This is a genomic window from Marinomonas profundimaris (assembly GCF_000508165.1).
Taxonomy (GTDB): Bacteria; Pseudomonadota; Gammaproteobacteria; order Pseudomonadales; family Marinomonadaceae; genus Marinomonas; species Marinomonas profundimaris.
Map to the genome: position 1 here is coordinate 58,774 of NZ_AYOZ01000002.1, position 25,387 is coordinate 84,160.

A 25,387-nucleotide genomic window follows, 5' to 3' on the forward strand; every position below is an offset into this window, starting at 1 on the left:
CTAAACATAGTGGCGAAATAGACAAAGTACTTTGCGGCATTGGTCGCAATTCCCCAACACGAGGATCTAGAACATGTGTGGTATCGTTGGTGTCGTTGGCACGTCCGTGGTTAATCAGGCTATTTTTGATGCATTAACCGTTCTTCAGCATCGTGGGCAAGATGCTGCTGGTATGGTAACTAGCCATAATGGACGATTGTGCTTACGTAAAGACAATGGTCCGGTGAGTGAAGTGTTTCGCACTCGTCATATGAAAAAACTCCAAGGCAATATAGGAATCGGGCATGTTCGCTACCCTACGGCTGGCACTTCCAGTTCCGCAGAAGCGCAACCTTTCTATGTTAACTCTCCATATGGTATTTCTCTTGCGCACAATGGCAATCTAACCAATACCGCAAAACTAAAGCGGGAAGTATTTGAATCTGATTTGCGTCATATTAACACGACGTCTGATTCTGAAGTGTTAGTCAATGTTTTGGCCCATGAACTTCATCAAGAAGCGAAATTGGTACCAACACCAGAAGATATTTTTAACGCCCTTGAGCGTGTTTATAAACGTATCGAAGGTGGGTATGCCGTCGTTACTTTGATTACTGGTTATGGCATTTTGGCGTTCCGTGACCCTGATGGCATTCGTCCATTAATTTATGGTTCTAAAGAAACAGATACTGGTCTTGAATACATGGTTGCTTCTGAGAGTGTGGCGCTTGACGCGGCAGGCTTTAAAGTAGAACGTGATATTCAACCTGGTGAAGCGATCTTTTTTGATGTAAATCATAAAGTGCATGTACGTCAATGTACGCCTAAAAAAGTAGCTCGTCCTTGCTTGTTTGAGTACGTTTATTTTGCTCGCCCAGATACCGTTATTGACAGTATCTCGGTATACAAAGCACGTATGAACATGGGTGATCGTTTGGCGGCAAAGATCCAGCGTGAATGGAAAGATCATGATATCGACGTGGTTATCCCAATTCCTGATACAAGCCGTACTTCCGCGCTGCAAATTGCTCAGTCATTGAATATTCCATTCCGAGAAGGTTTGGTAAAAAACCGTTATATCGGTCGTACGTTTATCATGCCTGGCCAAGAAATTCGTAAGAAATCGGTTCGTCAGAAGTTAAACCCAGTACCATTTGAATTCAAAGACAAAACGGTTCTGTTGGTTGATGATTCGATTGTGCGTGGTACAACAAGTAAAGAAATTATTGAAATGGCACGTGATGCAGGTGCTAAGAAAGTTTATATCGCTTCTGCCGCGCCTGAAGTTCGTCACCCAAATGTGTATGGTATTGATATGCCAGCGGCGAAAGAGTTGATTGCACATGGTCGAAATGTCGATGAAATATGCGAACTAATAGGTGCTGACAAATTGATATTTCAAGATCTTGATGACTTGATTGAAGCCTGTATTGACGAAAAACACTCAGACGTCCGCGAGTTTGATACGTCTGTTTTCGATGGTACCTACATTACAGGAAACATCGACACTGCGTATTTAGACAGCATCGAAGGTGCTCGTAATGATATGAATAAATCTGCTGTTGAAGACATGCAGAGTAGCGATATGATGCATCCTATGTAATATTTGCAGAGTCTCGTGACGGATTACACTAAGCCAGGTCACGCCTGGCTTAGTTGTTTTTGGGAAATATTTTAAAGAATGGCTTTGGAGTAAAGTAATGTCTGATTATAAAGACGCCACGAATGCGATTCGTGCGGGTATTCGTCAAACGCAAGAGCAAGAAAACAGCGAAGCCATTTTTATGACCTCTAGTTTTGCCTACGAAAGCGCAGAAGAAGCGGCAGGAAAATTCTCAGGGGAAGATGAAGGGAATGTCTATTCACGCTTTACGAACCCAACCGTCGAGCTATTTGAAAAGCGCTTAGCTGCGCTGGAAAAAGGCGAAGCCGCTATTGCAACTAGCTCCGGTATGGCGGCATTGATGACGTTGGCTTATAGCTTGCTGAGTGCAGGCGATCGCGTTGTTTGTTCGCGCAATATTTTTGGGTCAACGGTTAAATTTTTTAACACGTATACGACAAAGTTTGGTGTTGAAGTAATCTACGTTGATGCGACGGACTACGCAGCATGGGAAGAAGCGATTAACGACAATACGCGTTTTTGTTATTTTGAAACGCCTTCTAACCCATTGTATGAAGTGGTTGATGTGGCTCGCGTGGCGGCCTTGGCGCATGCAAAAGGTGCATTGTTGTGCGTTGACACCGTATTGGCGACGCCTGCGCTGCAGAACCCGCTGACGCAAGGGGCAGACATTGTCATGCAATCGGCGACCAAATTCATCGATGGGCAAGGTCGTTGCTTGGGCGGCGCTTTGATTGCCAGCCAAGAGATCGTAAATGTCTTCACCGCGTTTATGCGCAGTGCAGGGCCTTGTATGAGTCCATTTAATGCATGGGTGTTATTGAACGGTTTAGAGACCTTGTCTTTACGTATGACCGCACATTCCGCTAATGCCATGAAATTGGCGGAATACTTAGAAGCGCATCCAAAAGTACTTAAGGTGAATTACGGTGGTTTACCAAGTCATAAATACCATGAGCTTGCCAAACAACAGCAAAAGGACTTTGGCGGACTCTTGTCATTTGAAGTGGAAGGCGGACGTAAAGCGGCGTGGCGCGTTATTAATGCGACGAAGCTGATGTCTATTACCGGCAACTTAGGTGACACGAAAACGCTGGTTACGCATCCTGCTACGACGACTCATGGTCGACTCACAGATGACGAAAAAGCCAAAGCAGGCATTACTGAAGGCTTAATTCGAGTATCGGTTGGATTGGAAGATATTGACGATATTATTGCCGATGTCGATGTTGCTTTAGCTCAACTGACATAACCTATTTGTTTCGGTTTCGGTTTCGGTTTCGGTATTTGGTTGAATGTTGAGATGAAAAAAAACGGCTTTAGAATGATTTCTAAAGCCGTTTTTTACATTTATTGCTTAATGATGCGGAGTCTTGTTTTCTGCTAAACCGTCTTCATGTTCATGCTCATGCTCATGTTCATGTTCATGTTCATGTTCAGGGTTTTCTTTCTGGACGGTTTCCTTTTGGACGATTTCTTCCTGCAAGGCGTCAAGCTGTTTTTGCTCCTTCCTTCGATAACCTAATACCAACAAACATGGCGTTAGTATCAACGTCAGTGGTGTTGCAAAGGTCAGCCCACCAGCAATGGCGGTGGATAGTTGTGTCCACCATTGGGCGGATGGTGCGCCAACACTGAGTGACTGATGTATTAGGTCGATATTTAGCTGGAAGACCATAGGAACCAAGCCGAGAATCGTGGTAATCGTGGTCAGCATTACAGGTCTTAAACGCTGAACCCCTGTCCGAATGGCCGCTTCACGTACCATCATGCCTTGCTTACGTAAGCCATTAAAGGTGTCGATCAGTACGATATTGTTGTTCACCACAATTCCCGCTAATGCAATAACCCCCACACCACTCATCACCACACCAAAAGGTTGTCCTTTCAGCATCAAGCCAATAAACACGCCCATGGTAGAGAAAACAACAGCGCTCAGTATCAATAAACATTGGAAGAAGTTATTAAATTGAGTGACCAAAATGATCGCCATAATAAAGAAAGCCACGCCAAATGCCTTGATCAGAAACATCATGGATTTTTGCTGATCTTCTGTATTGCCACGGAATTCGTAGCTCACAGATTTGTCGATATTCGCTTCATCCAGTTTTATCTTAATGGCTTTAATTACTTCATCGACAACGAGGCCATCTTTGACATCGGCGTCAATTTTAATGGTTTTTTTGCTGTCTGTGCGATTGATGACACCTTGTTTCGGAGCGGCATAGCGATGGATAAAGTTGCTGGCTGGAATGCTGCCTTGATTGGTCGGTATTTGCAGTTGATCTAATTGATCTAAGCTGCGCTGATTAACAGGGTAGCGCAATACAATATCGATTTTATCATCCGCACCATCGGGCAAGAAATCGCTTAATGTAATGCCGGTTGTGACGAGTTTGATGACATTGCCTAAGCTGTTCACGTCCACACCGTAACGGCTGGCTTCTGCACGGTTAATGTCAATACGCCATTCGATACCAGGCAGCGACCTATCGTCGCTGACCGTGATGATTTCATCTCTTTCAAGCAGCTGCTTGCTGATTTCATCCGCGGCTAAATTTAAGGCGACGGAATAGTTGGAGCTAAGTTGCAGCTGAATATCTGCACCAGATTGTGGCCCGCCTTGTTCTTTTTCAGCACTGACTTCTATGCCCGGAATTTGTTTCGTCTTCTCGCGAATACGGTCCAAAATCACACTGGCAGAATCACGTTTGTACCAATCAATAAACTCCATACTGATTGAGCCAATGCTGTCTGGCGCCGCGCTGTTTCCAGGTGTGGCATAAGACGTGGTTACCACGCTTTTGAGTTCTGGCGTACCAATGACTTGCTGCTCAACTTGCTGTACGAGTGCGTCTTTTTCTTCCAGTGAAAGATCACCGCGTGCGCGAATGTCTAGATTGGCGGATTCAGGCTCGATGTTTGGAAAGAACTCCATGCCTTTGCCAAATTTACCATAGCCTGCGAACACACTGATCAAGAGTGTAATCGTGAACAGAAGCACCCAAATAGGGTGCTCAACCAATCGAGTCAACATGCGACCGTAAAAGCCGGTTGGTCCGGTTAGTTGAGTGAGGTCTCCCGTTTCAGTGATGCGCAACGCATGCATGGTTTTTTCGCTGTAAGCGCCTTTTTTACCAATGATTGAACCAATCGTCGGTAACACAATTAACGCCATCACCAAAGAGGAAGACAAGGTTGCGATAATGGTGATTGGCATGTAACGCATAAACTCACCAACAATATCAGGCCAAAATAACAAAGGCATGAATACGGCAAGCGTAGTGGCTGTGGACGCTGTAATAGGCCACGCCATTCGTTTTGCCGCTTCGCTGTAAGCTTGGCGTTTTGAGGCACCTTCGGCCAGTTTACGGTCAGCGTATTCGGTGACCACAATGGCACCATCAACCAGCATTCCGACACTGAGAATCAAGGCAAACAATACCACCATGTTGATGGTGTAACCTTGTAGATCAAGAATCAAAATACCCGATAAAAACGCACCAGGAATGGCCAAGCCAACCAATAGTGCGCTTCGAATCCCCAACGCCCAAACGATAACAATCATAACCAACAAGGTCGCGGCAAGAACGTTATTAAATAGGTCGTTGAGCGATGTTTCGATGTCGGTTGATTTGTCACCAGTCAGATTGTATTCGACGCCATCTGGCCATTGCTCACTTTCACTTTTAACAACGGCTTTTACTGCTTCAATGGTTTCTATGATGTTAACGCCAACGCGTTTGGAAACCGCCAGTGTAATGCTGCGTTTGCCTTCGACACGAGCATAGCTGCTTGGGTCTTCAAAGGTTAATTCGCCAGTGGCAATATCACCTAACAGAACCACTTGGTCGCCATCGGCTTTGATAGGAAGATTAAGAATGTCTTCTTTTGTCTTTAAGAGTCCAGGGACTTTAAGTGAAAAGCGCCCAGCGCCCGTATCCAAATTGCCTGCGGCCACTAAACGGTTATTGCCAGAAACGAAATTTGCCACATCCGCCAAAGATAAATTGTAAGACTCGAGTTGTTCAGGGCGAATGATGATCTGCGCTTGCTGATCTCGATCGCCGCTGATGTCGGCTTCTAATACACCATCGATGGCTTCAATAGAATCTTGTAGGTTTTTCGCGGTACGGCTCAGTACAGCAAAGCTGACATTACCAGACAAGTTGACTCGCAATACGGGAAAAGTAGACAAATTTATTTCTGTGACGGTGGGTTCGTCCGCATCGTCTGGCAGTTCGCTTTTGGCTCGATCTACCTTGTCTTTTGCATCGCTGATGGCTTGGTCAATATCTACGCCAGACTCAAATTCAAGAATAATAGAGGCATGGCCTTCAGAGGCGGTTGATTTTAGTTCTTTTAAACCTTCTAACCCTTTGAGTTCTTTTTCTAAGGGGTGAACCAATAAACTGTCCGCGTCTTCTGGCGAAATGCCTTCCAAAGAAACCGACACGTAAGCCATTGGAATGGTGATATCAGGATCACTTTCTTTGGCAATTTCAATGTAGGAAACGGTGCCCATGACCAATATCAGGACAAAAAACATCATGACCGTTCGTGAGCGAGCTAAGGCTGCCTCAATCAATGTTTGCATGTTGAGCCTCCTCAGTTTTGATAGTGTGCTTCGACTTTATCGCCAGCCGACACAAACCCTTGTCCGACGGTAATAATGTTCACATTATCAGGTAGGCCACTAACCCAAACTTGATCGCGTTCGGATTTAACGATGTCAATTGGGGAGATAACCACTTTGTTGTCAATATCAATGGTTTTCACCGCGGTTCTGCCTGAATTATCCAGTGTTAACAGCGCTGGTGAAAAAGCGTGAGCCTTTTGTTCGTCCAAAATGAAATCCACCGAGGCGGTTAATCCAGCGGGAATGACATTGTCAGGATTCTCAACCTGCATTTCGACCGTAATGGTTCGGCTGGATTCATTCGCGGTAGCGCTAATGTAAGACACAAAACCTTCTGCTTCATAACCGGATTCAAGGCGAATGTTGCCTTGTGTGCCCAGTTTTACTTGTTGGATTTTGTTTTGAGGGATGTTGACACTGACTTTAATGGGATTCAATGACACTAGTGTGCCGATAGACGCACCAACCGACAGCACTTGTCCTTCTTGAACGTCCAGTGTGTTTAAAATACCGGAAAAGGGCGCGGTGATATTGGCGTTTTCCAAATCGACCAATAAGGCGCGTTCTGACGCTTTGGCGGAAGCGAGATCCGTTTCTGCTTGCGCTACATTCACTTTAGATGACAGGTTATTGGCCGCGAGCTTTTTCACACCGTCTAGTTCAAGTGTTCTCTGTTTCACTAATAAGCGAGCTTGTTCTATTTGCACTTGAAGTGTTCGAGTATCAATTTGAACAATTGCCTTCCCTTTCTGAACAAAACGGCCTTTTTCGATTGGCAATTTTGTCACACGACCTTGGAAGCTATTGGTAATCTGTAAGGTTTCATCCGCAAGGGTTTTTCCGCTAAGCGGTAAATGCATTTCAATGTATTTCGCAACCAGTGTTTTGGCTTGTACGGCATGAGCGAGTTTTGATTCTGCTGTTTGGGATGAGATGGTGTTTTCTTTAGGGGTGGATTCAGTCGGACTAACGGTAACGCCATTGCCACCTAAATACATCCAGCCAACGGTTGCAGCGGCAACAACAACGGCGGTGATCGGGCCTACTTTGCTTTTTAACTCCATTCAATGCTCCATGAAATAGCGTAATTATTATTTTATTAGACACAGTATATTCGCAAATAAATGCGAAGGAAGAGGTTTTGCTTATTCTTTGTAAAGATCTTAGCAAGATTAATGCATTGTTTTATGACAGAAATTGATGATTTTCTTTTCCAGCCAGAAAATCCTTCTTCTTTTTTGGCATTTGACGTCGTCTATTTGCTGAACCTTCACTTAGAAGGGTGATACTATACCGCCACAAAATTTTTACATTATATGGATAGATATGAGTCTATTGTCGTTAGAACAGATCAGTGTTGCTTTTGGGCATAATCCACTGCTGTCAAAAATCAGTTTCTCAGCAGACGCCGGTGAGCGTGTTGCTATTATCGGTCGCAATGGCGCAGGTAAATCTACGTTATTGAAAGTCATCTCTGGTGAGCAAGTGCCGGACGAAGGCATGGTGCGACTTGAAGGCGGAATGAAGATCGCTCAGTTGCCTCAGGAGTTGCCTGAAGCGAATGGCAAAACAGTTCGTGAAGTCGTCAGCGAAGGCGCGGGTGAAGCGCATGCCTTAATGACGCGCTATTTCAAGTTGCTTGAAGACTTTGAAAACGATCATTCAAATGAATTGGGCGACATACAAACCGAGTTGGACAAGATCCAAGGTTGGGATTTAGAGCAGCGTGTGAATCACATGATTCAACGTTTGGCGTTGCCTGCAGACAAGTTAATGTCTGAGTTATCGGGTGGTTGGCGTCGTCGTGTTATTTTGGCGCAAGCGCTGATCTCTAACCCAGACGTTTTATTACTTGATGAGCCGACTAACCACTTGGATGTTCCGACGATCGAATGGATGGAGCAACAGCTTCAGCAATTCCGAGGTTTGATCCTCTTTATTACCCATGACCGTCGCTTCCTAGAAAAACTCGCAAACCGCATCATCGAATTGGATCGCGGTAACCTGATTTCTTTCAGTGGTAATATTCACGCTTTTCTGACGTTCAAAGAAAAATTATTGGAAGAAGAAGACCGTGCGAATGCCTTGTTTGACAAGCGCCTCGCAGAAGAAGAAGTCTGGATTCGCCAAGGCATTAAAGCGCGTCGTACCCGCAACGAAGGCCGTGTTCGAGCGCTAGAAGCGTTGCGCGTAGAGCGTTCAGAGCGTATTGGCCGTCAAGGCAATGCCAGAATGGCGATTGAAACCAAAGAGAAATCTGGCAAGTTGGTCGCTGAGTTTGCTCAAGTCGGTCATTCTTTCGAAGACAAAGTGATCTTGCAACCGATGGATTTCATCGTGAATCGTGGCGACCGAATTGGTCTGATCGGCCCAAATGGTTGCGGTAAAAGTACCTTCTTAAAAATTCTTTTGGGTGATCTCGAGCCGAAAACCGGAACGGTTCGTCAAGGTACTAAATTGAACGTGGCGTATTTTGACCAGTTGCGTGAGCAGCTAGACCCTGAGCAAACCGTTGCAGAGAACGTGGGCGAAGGCAAAGACGTTATCGAGATCAATGGTCAGAACAAACACGTAATTGGTTACCTTGGTGACTTTCTTTTCCCACCAGAGCGTGCGCGTACCCCGATAAAAGCCTTATCAGGTGGCGAACGTAACCGCGTTCTATTGGCCAAGTTGTTCACCAAACCAGCCAATCTATTGATCATGGATGAGCCGACAAACGACTTAGATGTTGAAACGTTAGAGTTACTTGAAGAGCTGTTGATGAACTACGATGGCACCTTGTTGTTGGTCAGCCATGACCGTTCTTTCTTGGACAACGTTGTGACCAGCGTGATTGCCTTTGAAGGCGAAGGTAAGGTCAAAGAATACGTTGGTGGTTATCAAGATTGGATTCGCCAAGGCGGTAAATTCCCAACGGAATCGACGTCTCAAACCAACGACGAACCAACAAAAAAAGAAAAAGCCAAGGCAGAGGCCAAAAAAACCGCTGCACCCGTTGTTAAGCCAAAAGCAAAACTAAGCTATAAACTACAGCGTGAATTTGAAAACATGCCGGAAGCCATCGCTAAGTTGGAAAGTGAAATTGCAGCGCTTCATGCCACAACAAGCGCCGCTGATTTTTACACAAGTGATGCCGATAAAGTGCAGAAGACCTTGGCGAAAGTGACACACAAAGAACAAGAGCTTGAAGCAACCATGGAACGTTGGCTTGAACTTGAAACTATGCAGAATGGGTAAACGGTGCAAAACGGGTAAATTATGACAAAGACAATAAAAGCGGTTTCGTTTGTGCCTCGTTTTTTTGGTGCATTTGGTCAATTTTTCAAATACATGGGGAGCGGCGATTACGCCGCTCGCTGTCAACAGGTCGCTGCAGGTGATTTGCTAGCGAGTGAAGTAGAACCAAAAGTTATTACGGAAACCATTGACGTTATTCGCGAAATTGAAATCGCTGCGCCAACCTTGGACACAGTGAACGAAGATGGAGCGCATCAATTGTTGCAACTATTGCAGCAAGAAGCGCGCTTTGTCGACTTCTTACAAGAAAGCATTGGCGACTACACCGATGCGGATGTTGGCGCCGCCGCGCGCCAAATTCACGCAGGTTGCGCAAACGTTTTGAAGCAGTATTTTACCATTGATGCAGTGAATTCGGCGACCGAGAACAGCCGTGTTGAGGTTCATTCCGATTACGATGCGAAGCAGATTAAATTGGAAGGTCGTGTGGAAGGCACGGGTCCTTATACTGGTACCTTAATTCATCCCGGTTGGAAAATCACAGACACGCGCCTACCAAAAGTTACCAACACCGATAACCTAACCATTTTAGCGCCAGCTGAAGTCGAGGTATAACTATGGGTGACTATTTTATCGGTATCGATTTAGGTACCACGCATTCTGCCGTCTATTATTCCGCTTCTAATCAATCAACAGAACATGTTTTAAGTGGTATTCAACAACTCAACATTCCTCAATTCACCGCGGCGGGTCAAATTACAGAGTTACCTTTGTTGCCATCGTTTGTGTATTTTCCGCATCAAACGGAATTTCTCGACAGTGATTTGCAACTGCCTTGGGGCAAAGCTAAGGCCATAGTAGGGCAATTAGCGCGTGAGTTAGGTGCGAAATCTTCTGGCCGTTTGGTGCAAAGTGCCAAAAGCTGGTTGTGCCATTCTCGTGTTAGTGCAAAGGAAGGCGTACTTCCTGTTGATGCACTGGACGAAGTGGAAAAAATTTCACCAGCGCACGTGACCGAAACCTTATTGGCGCATCTTGTTAGCGCGTGGGGAAATGCATTCCCAGACGCGCCCATTGCCGAACAAACCGTTGTAATTACCGTACCTGCGTCATTCGACCCTGCGGCCCGTGCCATTACCGAAAGCGCCGCGGAACACGTTGGTTTGAAAGCGCGCCTAATAGAAGAGCCGCTGGCCGCGTTTTATGCATGGCTAAGTGACCAACAAAATTGGACGGATAACCTAACAGTAAACGAACACATTTTGGTGGTCGATGTGGGTGGCGGTACAACGGATTTGTCTTTGATTCAAACCGTTGAGCAAGACGGTACGTTGGGCTTAGAGCGCATTGCAGTCGGTCGCCATATTTTGCTGGGCGGCGACAACATGGATATGACGCTGACCTATCATTTGGCCGCTCAACTTGCGCAAAATGGAACACAACTTGAGCCTTGGCAAATCACAGGTTTGACCCAAGCGTGTCGTGAAGCCAAAGAACGTTTGTTGTCTAATCCAGACATTGCAGAAACCAGTGTGGTGGTGCCAAGTCGTGGGCGCAGTTTGTTTAATAACAGTGTCAAAGCGACCTTGACTCAAGCTGATGTTCAGCAATTGTTGATTGATGGTTTTTTTCCGTCAGTACAACTTGATGAGCAAGCTCATAAAGCAGCTCGAAGTGGCTTTAGTACAATCAATTTGGATTACGAAGCGGACCCTGCGATCACACGTCACATTAGTGAGTTTTTGTCTCAGCATGACGTAACGCCGAGCAAAATTTTATTAAATGGCGGTGTGTTTAACTCGACGTTAATTCGCACTACGTTAGAATCTCGTTTGCAAACCTTATTGGGCGACGCCCCGCTGACGATGTTGACGCCATCGCATTTGGATTACGCGGTGGCCAAAGGTGCTACCTATTACGCCCAAGTTCAAGCGGAAGGCGGCGTGAAGGTCAAAAGTGGGTTAGCCGCGAATTACTACATTGGTGTTGCGAGCCCTATGCCCGCTATTCCAGGTATGGCACCGCCAGTGGACGCCATTTGTGTGGCGCCATTTGGTTTGGAAGAAGGTTCAGAGGAGCAAATGCTGCCCAATGAATTCTCTCTTGTGGTGGGTGAAAGCGTGACGTTTCGTTTTTTCCAATCTAAGCAAAATGATGTCGATGCGGTTGGCAAAGTCGTTTCGGCATTCTCTTTGGGTCAGCTAAATGAATTGAACCCGTTGTCAGTTCGTTTGGACGCGGGACATTATAAAGCCGGTGACATGGTGCGTATTTACCTGACGTCACGGGTCACCGAATTGGGATTGTTACTGTTGCAAGCGCACGATACACAATCCGATTTAAGTTGGACCATCGAGTTTCAAGTTAGAGAGGCGTAAACCATGACGCAACCCGCTTTTCGTTCTTCTTACCGCGTTGGGATTGATTTAGGGACGACCAATTGTGTCGTCTCTTACGTTTCGTCAACCGGTACAAACGCGGATCTAAATTCCCCTACATTATTATCTATTCCTCAAGTGATGGCCGATGGCTCCGTTCAGGCGTTTAACCACTTACCGAGTGCAATTTACGTATTGGCAAACGATGAAGTAGATAAGGTTGTTCCTGTTTTACCGTGGCGCCATCATGAAACGAATTGTGTTGTTGGTATGGGCGCATTGGCGTTAGGCCAACGCCGTGCGGGGCAATTGGTACAGAGTGCAAAAAGTTGGTTGAGTCATCGACAAGTCGATCGTCGCTCGGCCATTCTTCCTTGGGGCAGTGACGCGGTTAAAAAACTCAGTCCATTACAAGCCAGTAAAATGCTGCTTTTGCACATTAAGCAAAGTTGGGATCATCGTTTTCCAGACGCCCCTTTGGCTGCACAATCGATCGCGCTGACATTGCCGGCGTCTTTTGACGAAGAAGCGCGAGCGCTCACGTTAGAAGCGGCAACATTGGCGGGATTGGACAATTTATATTTATTAGAAGAGCCTCAAGCGGCCTGTTATTACTACATCAGCGATGATGAAAAGCTGGCGGCCTTGGCGGACAAAAAAATGCTGTTGGTGGTCGACATCGGCGGCGGTACCAGTGATTTTAGTTTGGTTGCCATCAAACCGGCTTCAAAAACGGATCACCAAAAAAACTCGATTTCATTAAAGCGCATTGCGGTGGGCGAACACTTGTTACTTGGTGGTGATAATCTCGACCAAGCTTTGGCTTTTCAGCTTGACCCGAAACAGATCTCAGCGTTATCTGCGTCTCGACTTGCCGCGTTAGTGCAGCAAACTCGTCAAGCCAAAGAGCGCTTGTTAGGCGATAACGCACCAGAATCTCTGAGCATTACCGTTTTGGGCGGCGGCAGTCGTTTGATCGGAGGTTCTCAGAAATTCAACGTTTCAAGAGACGCACTTTTAGAGCAGGTTCACACGGGCTTCTTTCCGCTTGTCGAGTCGGGCGACTCAGTACAAAAAAACGATTACGCCATGCACACATTAGGGTTGCCGTACGAATCTGACCCTGCTTTTACCCGTCATTTAGCGGCGTTTTTGCAGCAACATAAAGCGGAAATCGAAGCCGCTACGGGATCTGCTATGCCGGATGCGGTGTTGTTTAATGGTGGATTATTTAACAGTCCAGTATTAAAAACCCGATTGCTTGAGCAATTAAATGCGTGGTCAAACGAACCGATATTAGCCTGTTCTGCCGAAGAGCCAAATGACGCGGTGGCAAAAGGCGCGACCCTGTATTTAAACGCCTTAGCAGGAGACAACGCACGCATAGAAAGTGGTGTTGCGCACAGTTTGTATTTGAAAATTGGTGACGATCAGTTTGTTGGTATCTTACCAAAGGGCACGCTGAAAGGTGATGTTGCTGTGTTGGCACAAGCGTTTTTTGTCACCTTGGGTCAGCACGTGCAATTTCCTTTGTATCGGTCCGATGATCATATTGACTGCGTTGTGGGTGAAATACGAAATGAAAAGGGCCTTCATTATATTTCGAATTTGGCAACGGAATTAGACAGCATTGAAGATTACGCTGAACGGTCTGTTTCAATGTCAGTGCAAATGACAGAAGTGGGTGTGTTACAAGTGCTTCTGAATGCCAAGAACGGCCGTGATGAATGGCGCTTGGATTTTTCAACGTCCAGTACCGAATCAATTGATCTTTCCGATTCAGACGAATTGTTGCATTCCAATATGGGCCAAGCGGAGGAGCACCTTGCGCATTGTTTTTCCGCGGCGGGTCAAAAACTCAAACCCGAGTTGGTCAAAGCGTTGAAGCAAGACCTTGATCAACTATTGGGCAGGCGCGATGATTGGAATGTGGCGACGTCTCGTCGCTTGGTTGATAAATTGTTGAGCCTTAAATCTGGCCGCATGAAAAGTGCTCAGCATGAACGTCAATGGTTGCAACTGATTGGTTATTGCTTACGCCCTGGTTTTGGCGCGGCAGACGATGTCACTCGCGTTCAACAAGTCATTAACATTACCAAGGCGGGGGCTCAGTTTGATAGCGCAGCCGTTTGGGGGCAGTATTGGACCTTATATCGTCGTATTGCAGGCGGTATGTCGGTTGAGCAGCAGCAAGTGTTGTTGAAGCAGTTTAGTCAGTATTACTCGCCAACTGGGCAGCGTTCCCGTGAAAAATCTAAGTCTTTAACCACTAAATCCAGTGACGATTTGATTCGCCTTGTGGGCGCGTTAGAAGCGGTGCCGAACGAAGACAAAATCACCGTGGTGGATTGGCTGATAAAGCGTCTACAGAAAACCTCAGAGCCCGATACGGCGTGGTGGACAGTGGGAAGAATTGCTTCCCGTCATTTGTTGTCAGGTAAACAAGAACTGCGGCTTTCTGAAGAGCGCCTTTTTCCGATTCTTGATTTTGCATTGAAAGAGGATTGGAAGAAACGTAAGCAGGCAGGCCTCGCGGCGGTTCTGATGAGTCAAGTCAGTGTGGATGAATCAGAAAAACTAAAAGTCTACCGTAAAAAAATCGCCAACAAGCTTAAAAAAGACAAATGCCCAACCCAATGGGTTGAGCGTTTAGAAAGCCAAATAGAAATTAACAGCGACGAGTTAAACGCATTGGTAGGGGAAAGCCTGCCAATAGGGCTGCGATTATCACTGGTTTAAGTCATTATTCCAGTGAAAACCCAAACAGACTGATCTGCATTTTATAAGGCACTTCGGTGGATTTTTTAGTCAACGCATTGACCAACCCAAGGTACGTTGTCATTTTATGGGCCGTAAGGTTTTGCTCGCTTGGTATAGCCGAAGTGAACTTGGTGGCTCGTAACATGCTTTTGATCCCGCTCGTAATGGAAAATTTATTGTTTCCCATCAAAATGACTTCTTCCCCTAAGTGCCAATAAATGTCCAATTCCTGAATCTGTAATGGGCTTAAGGGCGGAACCAAAGGCACGATGTCTTGAAGTGTAACGATTCTGGTTAGAGGCAACCCCGCGAACCTTTCTGCACCTGATACGTTTGTCACTTTTGGTTGTCCGAACGTCACGACATTGGTGAGAGGGTAATCGTCCATTTTCAAATACATGGCAACAATGACAGCAATCGCTCCGCCTAGGCTGTGTCCTGTTGTTTGAATCGGCTTTCCTGCCACAAGATACGGCTTCACATCCTTGTAAACCGCTTTCGCGGCATAGGCAAAACCTTGATGCAGCATAATGTCCAGTTTGGTGTCAGGAAGCAAAGACACATTCAGATTCAGCATGACGTTTTCAAGATTCGCCGTACCGCGAATCGCAATGGTCTGCACGCCATCTTTTTCGCTCAACAAATAACTCACCTGAGAATTAACAAACGTCGCTTGATGGACTAAGGTTTGACCTTGTTCTTGAAGGTGCTCGGCCATGGATTCTGCAGCAAGATAGGTGTCGTCCGATAACTTAGCTTGCGCTTTAATAACGGAAAAATCTGGATTGGCAAAGGCCAATGCGAATGGAAAAATGAAAATAAGAGACAGCAACGCACGTGTGAATTTCAGCATAGAAAAAATGTAGACAACATGAGAGTAAGAAGGTGCAGAGAGTACTAAAAAATAGTGTTCTCGGACAGGAGTTTTTGGAAGACTTGAAGCATCGAAAAGCAATATCTTACGGAGCCAGAAATTGTCTAGGAAACTCAGGGAAGTCCATTCCTGACAATGATCCTATTCCTAACTTGAAACCAGTTGAGTAAAACCTAATGAAGACATCAGATCATATATTAAATTTTGGCTCCAACTTTAATGAACGCTTAGATAAAGCATCACTGAGTTTTGCTATGGATTATGTTAATCGTGGAGAGAATTCAGTAGCTCTAGATACTTTGTTTGAATATTTATATGAAAACGAAGTATCTATTACAGCTGATGAGTTTGATGAGGCTATTTTACTGGCAAAGAAATTAAATATTAGCGAAGATGATTTAGCTTATTTGAGGGAGCTTATAGCGGAAAGCTAAATTGTCCTGTCCACACTGTCCATAGACATTTTCTGCTTTCAATCCAGCCGTTTTCAGAAAAAACTTCCCTGAAATCGGCTGTTTTTATTCATTTCCTACGATTATTTTCAGGAAAAACAATACAAAAATAATTGTTGGTTAATAATAAGGAGAGACCTTTGCACAGAGATTCAAGGGGTCAGTGTCGTTGATTTCAGAATATAACCGCTCTTGTTCTCAATGTTTGCGCCTCCCTTATAAACTTTATTAAGATATAGAGATCACTTGTTTCAAGGAAGAAACGATGGCTCGACGACCACGACTATATTTGCCCGATTGCCCATTACATATTACCCAGCGCGGAAATAATCGCGATGCGTGTTTTCGTGATGATTCTGATTATAAGACATATCTGTATCTTATGCGTGAAGCGGTTGCACTCTATGTTGTGTTGATTTACGCGGCTATCAGCATGCCGCTAAATACGTTAAACTACGCGGCTTTAATTTACCCAAAAATGAACCTGAGTATCTAATGAGCACCGAGTTTTCCATTCTATCCGCCACCTTGTTGTTTTTATTTGTCATCGACCCGTTTGGCAATATTCCTATTTTGTTGTCTGTGATGAAGGGTGTGCCACAGAAACGCCAATACCAGATCGTGTTGCGTGATGGATTAATCGGATTGATCATTTTGGTGTGTTTTTTGTTTTTTGGGGCAGAATTTTTGGCACTGTTGCATTTGGAAACAGAGTCCATTTCCATTGCGGGTGGCGTGGTGTTGTTTGTGATTGCGTTGAAGATGATTTTTCCATCGCCTTACACGAAAGAAGCTGGCCCTGTGATGGAGCCTTTTATTGTGCCGATTTCCATTCCGATGTTGGCGGGGCCTTCGACCTTGGCGACGTTATTGGTGATGGTGAAGAGTTACCCAAATGACCAACAGGATTTACTGATTTCTGTTGGCGCGGCTTGGGGTATTTCGGTCGTCATTCTGGCGATGGCGCCATTGTTAAATCGCGTGTTGAGAGAGAAAGGTTTGGCGGCGCTAGAGCGATTAATGGGTATGTTGTTGCTGATGATGTCTGTACAGATGTTGGTTAATGGTGTGCGTAGTCTGTTCACTCATACCTTAGCGGCACTATAACGGATCCTAAGAAATTAGCCTTTCTACGGAAGGGCTAATAGCTGTTTAGATACCGCAATGCCATTTAAGTCGCAATAAATATAATCCCCTTGGCTAATCGCCATGCCAGCAAAACGCAGGGTTTTACCTAAATCTCCTAAACCACGCTTTTCCGTGGGCATTGGGTGCGCACACAATGCATGGATGCCTATGTTTAGTGTGGTTTGCGCTGCAATATCGCGTATGGCGCCGTAAATCACAAACCCTTCCCAACCATTATTTGCGGCTTTTTCCGCCAGCATGTCGCCGAGTAGCGCACGTCTTTTACTGCCGCCGCCATCCACAACCATGACTTTCCCTTTGCCATTTTCGTTGACCAGCTCGCGTACGCGACTATTGTCTTCAAAGCATGAAACGGTAACGACTTCACCATAAAAGTGACTGCGTTTCCCGTACGAGGTAAATATCGGCTCAGCAATTTGAAGTTGTTCAGGGTACAAATCGCACAAATCAGGAAGGATGTCTTTCATAGTGGTTCCTATTTAGAATCATGTTACGTTGTTTAAACTTTAAATAGAGAGGCGCTTGAATGCCAGTCATTCGCATCGATAGTTACTATCGATGCGAATGATGACGGCTCAAGGTGATTTTTTACTCTTCGACGGTAGGGATGTCGCTTGGATCAATCAGTCCGTTTTCTGCTGCGATTTGTAGTAATTGGATGATGAGCTCATCGGGCGGTAACAAATGCAGTGGTGTTGTTTGGCCTTGTTCTGCCATAGCGTCGTCAAGGTTGACATCGCGCTCTTCAAACCAAGAATGAATGCTTTGTACTTCGAAGCTTGGTTCTAATCCTTTTATGTCGTATGTCGCGTCGACTAATTGGTTGAGCAGTTCAGGTTCCAAGCCATAAATCGTGTCGGTATCAAATTCATTGATCCATTCAGCCAAAATGTCGCTGGCTTCAAAACCAAATTCGTGGAGTTGTTGCTCATCAAGGTCGTGAAGGTTTGGCTCGATTTGATGGTTTTCCAACCATTCGTCATCGGGAATGACCAATACTTCTTTGACCTGTGCTTCATGGGTAGACCAAGTGAAAAGCAAAGGGAAAGCGGGTTCGTCGGAAGAGTTGGCGACAGCCGTCATGAATATAGGTAAACTTGCCATAATTTAGAACCAATGTTTGATTGTTAAGGAAGAATAAATGACCAGCCGAATCAAGATCAGTAGTGCGTTTGATGGCGGTAACATCTCCGTTATTGAAGCCTCGGAGCCGGACAATATTAGAGTAAAGATCCCTAATGATACAAACTCTAAATTCCTCCAGTGGTTTTATTTTCGATTACAAGGCGGAATGGGTGAGCAATGTGTCATTCAATTTGAGAACGCCAGCAACGCGGCTTACCCAGATGGCTGGGTAGATTACCAAGCGGTTGCCTCTTACGATCGGGAATATTGGTTCCGTGTACCGACAGAATACGTAGACGGAAAATTGGTGATTACGCATCAGCCAGAACAAGACAGTGTGTATTATGCCTACTTTGCCCCTTACAGCTACGAGCGTCATTTAGACATGATTTCTTGGGCTGCCAGCCACGAAGATTGCATTACTGACCATTTGGGTGAAACGGCGGAAGGCCGTGATATTACCTTGTTGGAAGTGAGCAAAACCCAAGGTTTGGCAAAAAACATCTGGATCATTGCTCGTCAGCATCCAGGTGAAACCATGGCGGAATGGTTTGTCGAAGGCTTGCTTGAGCGCTTGTTTGATGAATCACACCCCATTGCCCGTTCACTTTTGAACCAGTGTCGTTTTTACGTTGTGCCGAACATGAACCCAGACGGCGCGGTGCATGGTAATTTACGCGTGAATTCAAAAGGCGTTAACTTAAACCGTGAGTGGAAAAATCCCACGCAAGAATTCAGCCCTGAAGTACTCGCGGTACAGAAAAAAATGGCCGAAACCGGCGTAGATATGTTTTTGGATATTCATGGTGATGAAGCCTTGCCGGTAAATTTTGTAGACGGTTGCCAAGGTGTTCCTTCTTTTGATGCGCGTATGGAAGCCATGGAGACTTTGTTTAAAGATATGTTTGTTGCCGTCAGCCCAGACTTTCAAACTGAAGTCGGTTACACGCCTGATCAATTTGGCGAAGCGAACTTGACTGTAGCGACTAAGTGGGTTGGCGAAACTTACAACTGTTTGTCGTTTACTTTGGAAATGCCATTTAAGGACAATAAAAACTTACCGGATGAGATTGTGGGTTGGTCACCAGAGCGCGCTAAAATTCTTGGTGCAGATATTTTATACCCAATTTATCAAGTCATTATGAGCCCTCATATGAAGGCGGACGACTGATCGATGACAGCTCCAGAAGCGGACGCTTTGCTCGCACTGAAGCTGGCTATGCGCCAATTTGCTGAAGAACGAGAGTGGGATCAATTTCATTCCCCAAAGAACTTATCCATGGCGTTAGCGGGCGAAGCCGGCGAGTTATTAGACTGTTTTCGTTGGCTAACGGAAAACGATTCTTATCATTTAGACGATAAGCAGGCGCAAGCGGTAAAAGAAGAGCTGGCTGATGTGCTTTTGTTCACGGTACGTTTGGCGGATAAATTGAATATTGATTTGTTCAGTGCTGCGCAGCAGAAGATGGTAAAAAATGCCGCGAATTATCCTGCAGAAAAAGTAAAAGGCAATGCGAAAAAGTACAGTGAGTACTAGTCGAAAAAAAATCTAAAAAAAGTGCATCAAATAGAACAATTTGGCTTATCAATACGCTTTTTGTTCTGGCGGTTTTTCACGAAGTCGATTAGCATCACGATCGAATTACAAACAGTATCGATTTTATAACACGTTATTTTTAGGACGAGAAAAAATGCCTAAGGCTAGTGAAATCAAAAGAAATATGGCTGTCGACTACGACGGTAAAACATACATCGTAAGAGACATCGAGCGATCTGTTCCACAAGGTCGAGCAGGCGGAAGTATTTACCGCATGCGTATGTACGATGTTGTGTCAGGGCGTAAGTTGGATGAGTCGTTCAAAGATTCAGACATGATCAATCTTGCGGATCTTATTCGTCGTCCTGCTATGTTTTCTTATTCAGATGGCGATGAATACGTGTTCATGGACAGTGAAGACTACACGCCTTACTCCTTGAACAAATCCGCGATTGAAGATGAAATTCTGTTCATCAATGAAGAAACTACGGGCATTCAAGTAGTTTTGGTAAACGACGCACCTGTTGCGGTTGAATTACCAACCAACGTTGAGCTTGAAGTGATTGAGACCGATCCTTCCATCAAAGGCGCTTCTGCGACATCTCGTAACAAACCAGCGACGCTTTCTACCGGTGCGGTGGTTCAAGTGCCAGAACATATTTCGACAGGTGACCGTATTAAGGTCAATGTGGAAGAGCGTAAGTTTGCAGGACGTGCCGAAAAATAACACGTTAGATTAACGCTTTTTTGTTTTAAATAAAAACGCAGCCAACAGGCTGCGTTTTTTGTGGCTTGAAACGTGACATTATTCTTTTTTAGCGTTTTCTTTTAATGCGTCTTTTACTTTTTTCTCGGGGTGATTATTGGCTTCGGTCAACCCAGCTTCTCTTTGCACTGCCGCTAATACGCCTCGTAAAATACCCAATTCTTGTTTCTCTGGACGGGATCGGTTGAAGAACCGATGCAGCTTATCCAGCACTTTGCCCGGATGGCTGCGAATCACAAAGTTAATGCCATAAAGCGTTTCTTCTAAATGCTCGTAGAAAAGATCCATGTCTTTCTTGCGCGGGTATTCCGATGTTTCTTTCTGCTGGAAACCTTTATTCTGATTGGCCATCCAGATTTCATAAGCAACGATCTGTACGGCTTGTGAAATATTAAGCACAGGGTATTCGTCATTGGCATCAATGTAAACTTGGCGATGGCATTGAGCGATTTCCTCGTTTAATAAGCCTGTTGTTTCTCGGCCAAAAACGATGGCGACATTATGATCCACCGCTTCTGGAATCACGCTTTCGGCGCATTCTCTGGCGTTCATGATGGGCAATTGAAACGTGCGATGACGCGCGCTGGTACCGATCACAAGGCTACAGTCTGCAATGGCGTCTTCTAACGTTGGCACAATGGTGGCGTTTTCAAGAAGGTCGACAGCACCAGCGGCTCGGCTGGTGGCTTCTTCTGAAGGATAATCATTTGGATCAACCAAATAGAGGTTGGTTAATCCCATGTTTTTCATGGCGCGGGCAATGGCGCCAACGTTACCAGGGTGGAAGGTGTTGATTAAGACGATTCGGATGTTACTTAGCATAGCGTGTGAAGTACTCAGGTTTGGTTGTCTCTTAGCCTTTTGTCAATGGTCAGATTATGGCTTCAGCGTGAGGGATTGCTCGGTGCTGGCGAAATCGACCTTGTCTAAGATGACTTTGGTTGTGTCGTTAAAGAGGAATTGATTGCAGGCGTGATGATACAGGGATCCTGTCTCTAACACCAATCGATAGCTTCCTCTTGGAATGAAGTTGGCCGCGTAGGCTTGCTTTCCATATAAGTAGACAGAAAAGGGCGCTTGTCCATCGTAGGATTCAAATGTCAGCAGGCTGTGTTCTGGTAGCTGATTTAGAATTCGAAGGCGGCTAGTGCCTTCGGCTTGGCCAATCAACTCGCCATGTTGCGGTGCAATGCCCGGTTGGCCAATGCAGCCTGTTTGGGTGGCTTTTTGGACGTTGCCAAAACCAATGTTTTTAGCTTGTACCCAACCGTTCATTCCTTGATAACGCACGGTAAGCCAATCGCCTTGTAATTTAATACTATTCAGGTCCGATTTTCCGGGGATGTTTTGTAAAATTACACTGGATAAATCCGGTTCTGCATAAAGCGTTGTATTTTCTAATGTGTGGCTTAATCCAACACGAAACTGAGGGTATAACCCACTGATATAGCGGCTTTCTTGTGCGGTAACGGTGGTTTCTTGTTCAAAGGACTGCCAATACAGCGTGCTGTAAATGCCAGCGGCAAAAACAGCAATATACGTAGCGGCGCGAAAGGCGGCTTTTGCTGCGTCCAGCCGAATCGGTTGGCTTATTGGTTCTTTATCGTATGGCGCGTGGTAGTGCGGCGGCGCATAGTCACTCTCTTCATCATCGACAAAAGACTGATAGGGCGGTATATCTGATTGGTCATACTTTGGGTTATCGCTGTAGCTGTAACCTTGAGAGGTGAAGTTTTTAGAGGCTTTATAAGCTTCTTCATACAAGGCTTTTACACGCTTTTCGTTCAATGTGTTTCGTGCCGATTTAATCGCGTCATTACGGGCTTTTTCTTGATGTGCATTGTTGCGTTTCATTTCTTCGTAAGCGCGCTGCCGCTCTTTAATAAACGCTTCTTGTTCTTTGTCGGTCGCGCTCGATGTTTGCGTATAGCGGTTGTTGGCTTGACTGCTTTGTGTGTTTTCTTTGGTAAAGCTGAAAGGCTTCCAGTCGTTTACTTGCGCACCTTGTCGTATCGCATTGGTGACGTTTTCATAAGCGGCTTGTAGGCTCTGAAAAAGCTCTGTTGTGTCGGTGTCTGGGTTTTTGTCTGGATGATAGCGCCTAGCCAAACGCCTAAAGGCGGTTTTTGCTTCCTGCTCGCTGGCATTGGTGGGTATTTCCAGCAACTGATAATCGTCTATTAGGCTCATGCGATGTTAGATGTTAACCGTATTTTACAAGGTGAATGAATGACTTAATCCATTATGCACGATTTGTCGGTGGTGACAAAGGCTGATCTTTTTCCTCTAAAAGCATGAGGTATTTCGCTGGAGACATAGGACGATGCAAGTGATAGCCCTGTCCCACTTGGCATTGCCATGCTTGCAGTAATTTTAAAACCTCTTCCGATTCAATGCCTTCTGCGACGCTGATGATGTTCAATTCTTTGCTCAGGTTAATCATGCTTCGGCATAATGTTTGGCTTTGAGAGTCTGCTATTAAATTCATAACAAAAAATTGGTCTATTTTGAGCTCATCCGTGGCGAGCGATACCAGGTTTTGCATTGAACTGTAGCCCACACCAAAATCGTCGATCGCAAGTTTGAATCCAGCGCTGTGCAATTTTTTAACATTATGATCCACAATGGCGCTGTTTTGGAAAATGCTGGTTTCTGTTATTTCTATGGTGAATTTATTGGCGGGCAAATTGTGTCGATGCAGCAGGTTTTCTACTCGTTCTGAGAAATCTTCTTGCACAAGGTCGAGCGCTGAAATGTTGATGGATAACGTTTGAGCTGTCAGTGCCGATGGGTTGGAGGATGACCACTGAAAGACTTTTTCAAGCAACATGTCGGTCAGCTTATAAATAAGTCCCGTTTGTTCCGCCAAAGGGATGAACTCAGCAGGGGACACTTGCCCTAAATGCTCATTGTGCCACCGTATCAAAATCTCGCCGCCCACAATTCGATTATCCGCTAAATGGATTTGTGGCTGGATTTCGAAATACAATTTTTCTTGTCTAATATCGTCTGTTAGCAGGGTTATTAAGCGCAGTTGGTGCGCATGGTTACTTTTTAGTTTGCTGGTAAAAGGCGCCCAATGTCCTGAGGAGTAAGTGACAGAGTTACTTGCGATAAGGACATTTTGATAAAGCTTATCGAGATTGCCACCTTGAGATGGATAAAGAGCACTGCCAATTTTGTATTGATGGCGAAACAGCACTTTGTCGACAATCGTGGGCTGATCGAGTGTTTTCTGTATGTGCTGGATTTGTTGTTTGATTAAATCAGGTGTTGTACTGATTAGGACAATGTTTTTAGCGGTGAAACGAATCAATTTTTTCTGTTTTTTATTTGGCAGCGGCAAAGGGAGAATTCCGTCCATCTTAATGGCTTCTTGATGAATGTTAAGAATGACTTCGCATAACGCTGAATCTGCTTTAGCGGGCCCAAATGCTTGGCTGATTTTGAGGTGACTGGTTAATTCAATCATGATTAACGCCAGTTTTGGGTGATTTTTCCCTATTTGATTTATCTCTTCTGGCAAACGGTCAAAGTAATATGTGCGATTTGGTAAACCGGTTGCTATGTCGGTCAGTGCTTGTAATTGACGTTTATGCTCTATGTGGTTGGCTTTGTCTGCAAAAGCGAAGGCAAAGCCAAGCAGTTGTAAGAGGCTGCTAATCGGAAAAATAGATTCGGTAAAGAGATTGATGGGCAAAATCTTCCAAAAAATGAACGTGTTAAGAATACTGCCTGCCATGAGCACAAACCAAGAGAATAAATAAAAGCGCACGGCAATAAAGCCTTTTTTATACGCCTGTATTCCCCAGTAACTGCACGTGATAAGTAAGAAGGCTTCGATGGCGGCAAAAAGGGACGCAGAGGCTTTGACCGGTATAAGTTGAGTTAATATTAAAAAGAGAATAAAAACGGCATCGCCGTATTTATAAATAAGAGAATGAGGCGAGGGAATGTTCACTTCTTTGAGAAACTGTACGCTGAACCGATAGAGAATCCATGTGCCAAGGCCAAAAATGGTAAACAGGTTTTGTATGATCCATTGGCTTATTGTTTCGGAGAATATCCATCGGCTAAATCCTGTTATTACGGATAAAGCAACCAAAACCACCACGTTGAGACAGAGGTAATACACAAAGCCGGGTTGACGCAGCAGGATAAAAACAAAAAAGTTATGCGTGAGTAAAATGAGCAAACTGCTGATGACAAACACCCAAAAAAGTAATTTGTTTTCTTTTTGATTTGCCGCTTCTTGGTTACTTAAAAGTTTGAATGGTGTCAGAAGTGGGCTGTTCCCTTGCTTGCGTATTAAGAGCGTGGTGCTTGCATCGTTTGATAATGTGATGGGGATCCATATTCCGTCGTAGTGATCAGTGTCTCCTTGCCAGTCTTGCAATGCGCCTCTTGTCCAATGTGCGTGCAATTGGTCCCCATGGAAGAGATAAAAATCTAGGTGTTCAATGACATAATAATTCATCCCAAGCACAAGGCTAGGGGCGCTGGATGGTGAGATTGCTTTTGGAAAGACCAATTTATGCCAATAAGCAGGTGTGGCAAAATCTTGTGATTCACGATAGAGGCTTTGTTTAAATTCTGCGTTTAAAAGAATGTCATGTGGAGACGTGGAAGCGGTTTCTTTAAACGTGGGTAATTCACCAAGTGTCGTCTCTGCGACCACCAGAGAGAATGCACTTTGTGAGTACACCAATAATGTGAGTAATACAAAAAACACACGCCTAAACATCATTCAAGACAACCCTTGTAGGTAAGTCGATTAAAACGGCCAAAACACCAACCAACAAGAATATTTCTAAGGCTATTCAAACGGCTTGGCTTGCAATCGTGTAAACTTTCTTAAAATATA

Annotated in this window: 20 protein-coding genes; 12 read left to right on the plus strand and 8 right to left on the minus strand. The window is 45.0% G+C overall.

Translation table 11 applies throughout. The features are described from left to right. The first annotated feature begins 73 nt into the window (after window positions 1–73). Together purF and D104_RS21560 are read left to right on the plus strand one after the other, a co-directional pair. Entirely contained in the window at window positions 74–1,582 is a 1,509-nt protein-coding gene (purF, locus tag D104_RS21555; protein WP_024022719.1) for an amidophosphoribosyltransferase, read from the plus strand. A 97-nt stretch (window positions 1,583–1,679) separates the two neighbouring features. Continuing rightward, window positions 1,680–2,855 (plus strand): O-succinylhomoserine sulfhydrylase, encoded by a 1,176-nt coding sequence (locus D104_RS21560; RefSeq protein ID WP_024022720.1) that lies wholly within the window; start codon window positions 1,680–1,682, stop codon window positions 2,853–2,855. Window positions 2,856–2,960: 105 nt separating this feature from the next. On the opposite strand, the gene D104_RS21565 is transcribed toward D104_RS21560, so the two are convergent. Both D104_RS21565 and D104_RS21570 read right to left on the minus strand, forming a co-directional pair. Further along, a complete protein-coding gene (locus D104_RS21565; protein ID WP_024022721.1) occupies window positions 2,961–6,200 on the minus strand; it encodes an efflux RND transporter permease subunit in 3,240 nt (1,079 codons plus the stop codon). Window positions 6,201–6,211: 11 nt separating this feature from the next. Then, window positions 6,212–7,306: an efflux RND transporter periplasmic adaptor subunit gene (locus D104_RS21570; RefSeq protein WP_024022722.1), complete on the minus strand. Its 1,095-nt coding sequence runs from the start codon at window positions 7,304–7,306 to the stop codon at window positions 6,212–6,214. Between the two features lie 262 nt (window positions 7,307–7,568). On the opposite strand from D104_RS21570, the gene D104_RS21575 reads away from it, so the two are divergent. From D104_RS21575 to D104_RS21590, 4 genes are read left to right on the plus strand one after another with little or no spacing between them, the layout of a single operon-like run. After that, window positions 7,569–9,482, plus strand: a complete 1,914-nt coding sequence (locus tag D104_RS21575; RefSeq protein WP_024022724.1) for an ATP-binding cassette domain-containing protein — start codon at window positions 7,569–7,571, stop codon at window positions 9,480–9,482. A 21-nt stretch (window positions 9,483–9,503) separates the two neighbouring features. Further along, a complete protein-coding gene (locus D104_RS21580) occupies window positions 9,504–10,097 on the plus strand; it encodes a DUF2760 domain-containing protein (RefSeq protein ID WP_024022725.1) in 594 nt (197 codons plus the stop codon). A 2-nt stretch (window positions 10,098–10,099) separates the two neighbouring features. Further along, complete coding sequence (locus D104_RS21585) at window positions 10,100–11,860, plus strand: Hsp70 family protein (protein WP_024022726.1); 1,761 nt, start codon at window positions 10,100–10,102, stop codon at window positions 11,858–11,860. Between the two features lie 3 nt (window positions 11,861–11,863). Then, window positions 11,864–14,599: a hsp70 family protein gene (locus D104_RS21590; RefSeq protein WP_024022727.1), complete on the plus strand. Its 2,736-nt coding sequence runs from the start codon at window positions 11,864–11,866 to the stop codon at window positions 14,597–14,599. Window positions 14,600–14,603: 4 nt separating this feature from the next. Here D104_RS21590 and D104_RS21595 read toward each other — a convergent pair whose 3' ends face one another. After that, on the minus strand, window positions 14,604–15,473 hold the full coding sequence (locus D104_RS21595; RefSeq protein ID WP_024022728.1) for a lipase family protein: 870 nt from the start codon (window positions 15,471–15,473) through the stop codon (window positions 14,604–14,606). A 197-nt stretch (window positions 15,474–15,670) separates the two neighbouring features. Here D104_RS21595 and D104_RS21600 point away from each other — a divergent pair, with 197 nt between their 5' ends. The 3 genes from D104_RS21600 (at window position 15,671) to D104_RS21610 (ending at window position 17,053) form a co-directional block, all read left to right on the plus strand. Then, entirely contained in the window at window positions 15,671–15,928 is a 258-nt protein-coding gene (locus D104_RS21600) for a MafI family immunity protein (RefSeq protein ID WP_024022729.1), read from the plus strand. A 283-nt stretch (window positions 15,929–16,211) separates the two neighbouring features. Further along, window positions 16,212–16,442, plus strand: a complete 231-nt coding sequence (locus D104_RS37520; protein ID WP_024022730.1) for a transposase — start codon at window positions 16,212–16,214, stop codon at window positions 16,440–16,442. Further along, window positions 16,442–17,053 (plus strand): MarC family protein, encoded by a 612-nt coding sequence (locus D104_RS21610; protein WP_024022731.1) that lies wholly within the window; start codon window positions 16,442–16,444, stop codon window positions 17,051–17,053. Before D104_RS37520 ends, D104_RS21610 begins: the two co-directional genes overlap by 1 nt. A 23-nt stretch (window positions 17,054–17,076) precedes the next feature. Here the strand turns inward: D104_RS21610 and D104_RS21615 are convergent, their stop codons facing one another. Further along, window positions 17,077–17,562, minus strand: a complete 486-nt coding sequence (locus D104_RS21615; protein ID WP_024022732.1) for a putative 4-hydroxy-4-methyl-2-oxoglutarate aldolase — start codon at window positions 17,560–17,562, stop codon at window positions 17,077–17,079. A 121-nt stretch (window positions 17,563–17,683) separates the two neighbouring features. Next, window positions 17,684–18,199, minus strand: a complete 516-nt coding sequence (locus D104_RS21620) for a hypothetical protein (RefSeq protein ID WP_024022733.1) — start codon at window positions 18,197–18,199, stop codon at window positions 17,684–17,686. A gap of 37 nt (window positions 18,200–18,236) precedes the next feature. On the opposite strand from D104_RS21620, the gene D104_RS21625 reads away from it, so the two are divergent. The 3 genes from D104_RS21625 (at window position 18,237) to efpL (ending at window position 20,484) form a co-directional block, all read left to right on the plus strand. Further along, a complete protein-coding gene (locus tag D104_RS21625) occupies window positions 18,237–19,391 on the plus strand; it encodes a M14 family metallopeptidase (RefSeq protein ID WP_024022734.1) in 1,155 nt (384 codons plus the stop codon). 3 nt (window positions 19,392–19,394) lie between these two features. Continuing rightward, on the plus strand, window positions 19,395–19,757 hold the full coding sequence (locus tag D104_RS21630) for a nucleotide pyrophosphohydrolase (protein ID WP_024022735.1): 363 nt from the start codon (window positions 19,395–19,397) through the stop codon (window positions 19,755–19,757). Window positions 19,758–19,911: 154 nt separating this feature from the next. Then, window positions 19,912–20,484 (plus strand): elongation factor P-like protein EfpL, encoded by a 573-nt coding sequence (efpL, locus tag D104_RS21635; RefSeq protein ID WP_024022736.1) that lies wholly within the window; start codon window positions 19,912–19,914, stop codon window positions 20,482–20,484. A 78-nt stretch (window positions 20,485–20,562) separates the two neighbouring features. On the opposite strand, the gene trmJ is transcribed toward efpL, so the two are convergent. Genes trmJ through D104_RS21650 form a run of 3 tightly spaced genes read right to left on the minus strand, consistent with a single transcriptional unit; the run spans window position 20,563 to window position 25,270 of the window. Next, the gene (gene trmJ / locus D104_RS21640) at window positions 20,563–21,345 is read right to left on the minus strand and encodes a tRNA (cytosine(32)/uridine(32)-2'-O)-methyltransferase TrmJ (protein WP_024022737.1); all 783 of its coding nucleotides are present in this window, start codon (window positions 21,343–21,345) and stop codon (window positions 20,563–20,565) included. Between the two features lie 54 nt (window positions 21,346–21,399). Continuing rightward, on the minus strand, window positions 21,400–22,713 hold the full coding sequence (locus tag D104_RS21645) for a J domain-containing protein (protein WP_024022738.1): 1,314 nt from the start codon (window positions 22,711–22,713) through the stop codon (window positions 21,400–21,402). Between the two features lie 52 nt (window positions 22,714–22,765). After that, window positions 22,766–25,270: an EAL domain-containing protein gene (locus tag D104_RS21650; RefSeq protein ID WP_024022739.1), complete on the minus strand. Its 2,505-nt coding sequence runs from the start codon at window positions 25,268–25,270 to the stop codon at window positions 22,766–22,768. Between the last annotated feature and the right edge of the window lie 117 nt (window positions 25,271–25,387).

Bases quoted from the DNA above. Each gene is read 5' to 3' on its own strand.
- D104_RS21590 (WP_024022727.1), top strand. From the start codon at position 11,864: ATGACGCAACCCGCTTTTCGTTCTTCTTACCGCGTTGGGATTGATTTA.
- D104_RS21625 (WP_024022734.1), top strand. From the start codon at position 18,237: ATGACCAGCCGAATCAAGATCAGTAGTGCGTTTGATGGCGGTAACATC.
- D104_RS21595 (WP_024022728.1), bottom strand. From the start codon at position 15,473: ATGCTGAAATTCACACGTGCGTTGCTGTCTCTTATTTTCATTTTTCCA.
- D104_RS21570 (WP_024022722.1), bottom strand. From the start codon at position 7,306: ATGGAGTTAAAAAGCAAAGTAGGCCCGATCACCGCCGTTGTTGTTGCC.
- purF (WP_024022719.1), top strand. From the start codon at position 74: ATGTGTGGTATCGTTGGTGTCGTTGGCACGTCCGTGGTTAATCAGGCT.
- D104_RS21560 (WP_024022720.1), top strand. From the start codon at position 1,680: ATGTCTGATTATAAAGACGCCACGAATGCGATTCGTGCGGGTATTCGT.
- D104_RS21630 (WP_024022735.1), top strand. From the start codon at position 19,395: ATGACAGCTCCAGAAGCGGACGCTTTGCTCGCACTGAAGCTGGCTATG.
- D104_RS21600 (WP_024022729.1), top strand. From the start codon at position 15,671: ATGAAGACATCAGATCATATATTAAATTTTGGCTCCAACTTTAATGAA.
- D104_RS21575 (WP_024022724.1), top strand. From the start codon at position 7,569: ATGAGTCTATTGTCGTTAGAACAGATCAGTGTTGCTTTTGGGCATAAT.
- D104_RS21585 (WP_024022726.1), top strand. From the start codon at position 10,100: ATGGGTGACTATTTTATCGGTATCGATTTAGGTACCACGCATTCTGCC.
- D104_RS21610 (WP_024022731.1), top strand. From the start codon at position 16,442: ATGAGCACCGAGTTTTCCATTCTATCCGCCACCTTGTTGTTTTTATTT.
- D104_RS21645 (WP_024022738.1), bottom strand. From the start codon at position 22,713: ATGAGCCTAATAGACGATTATCAGTTGCTGGAAATACCCACCAATGCC.
- D104_RS21615 (WP_024022732.1), bottom strand. From the start codon at position 17,562: ATGAAAGACATCCTTCCTGATTTGTGCGATTTGTACCCTGAACAACTT.
- D104_RS21620 (WP_024022733.1), bottom strand. From the start codon at position 18,199: ATGGCAAGTTTACCTATATTCATGACGGCTGTCGCCAACTCTTCCGAC.
- D104_RS37520 (WP_024022730.1), top strand. From the start codon at position 16,212: ATGGCTCGACGACCACGACTATATTTGCCCGATTGCCCATTACATATT.
- D104_RS21565 (WP_024022721.1), bottom strand. From the start codon at position 6,200: ATGCAAACATTGATTGAGGCAGCCTTAGCTCGCTCACGAACGGTCATG.
- efpL (WP_024022736.1), top strand. From the start codon at position 19,912: ATGCCTAAGGCTAGTGAAATCAAAAGAAATATGGCTGTCGACTACGAC.
- trmJ (WP_024022737.1), bottom strand. From the start codon at position 21,345: ATGCTAAGTAACATCCGAATCGTCTTAATCAACACCTTCCACCCTGGT.
- D104_RS21580 (WP_024022725.1), top strand. From the start codon at position 9,504: ATGACAAAGACAATAAAAGCGGTTTCGTTTGTGCCTCGTTTTTTTGGT.
- D104_RS21650 (WP_024022739.1), bottom strand. From the start codon at position 25,270: ATGATGTTTAGGCGTGTGTTTTTTGTATTACTCACATTATTGGTGTAC.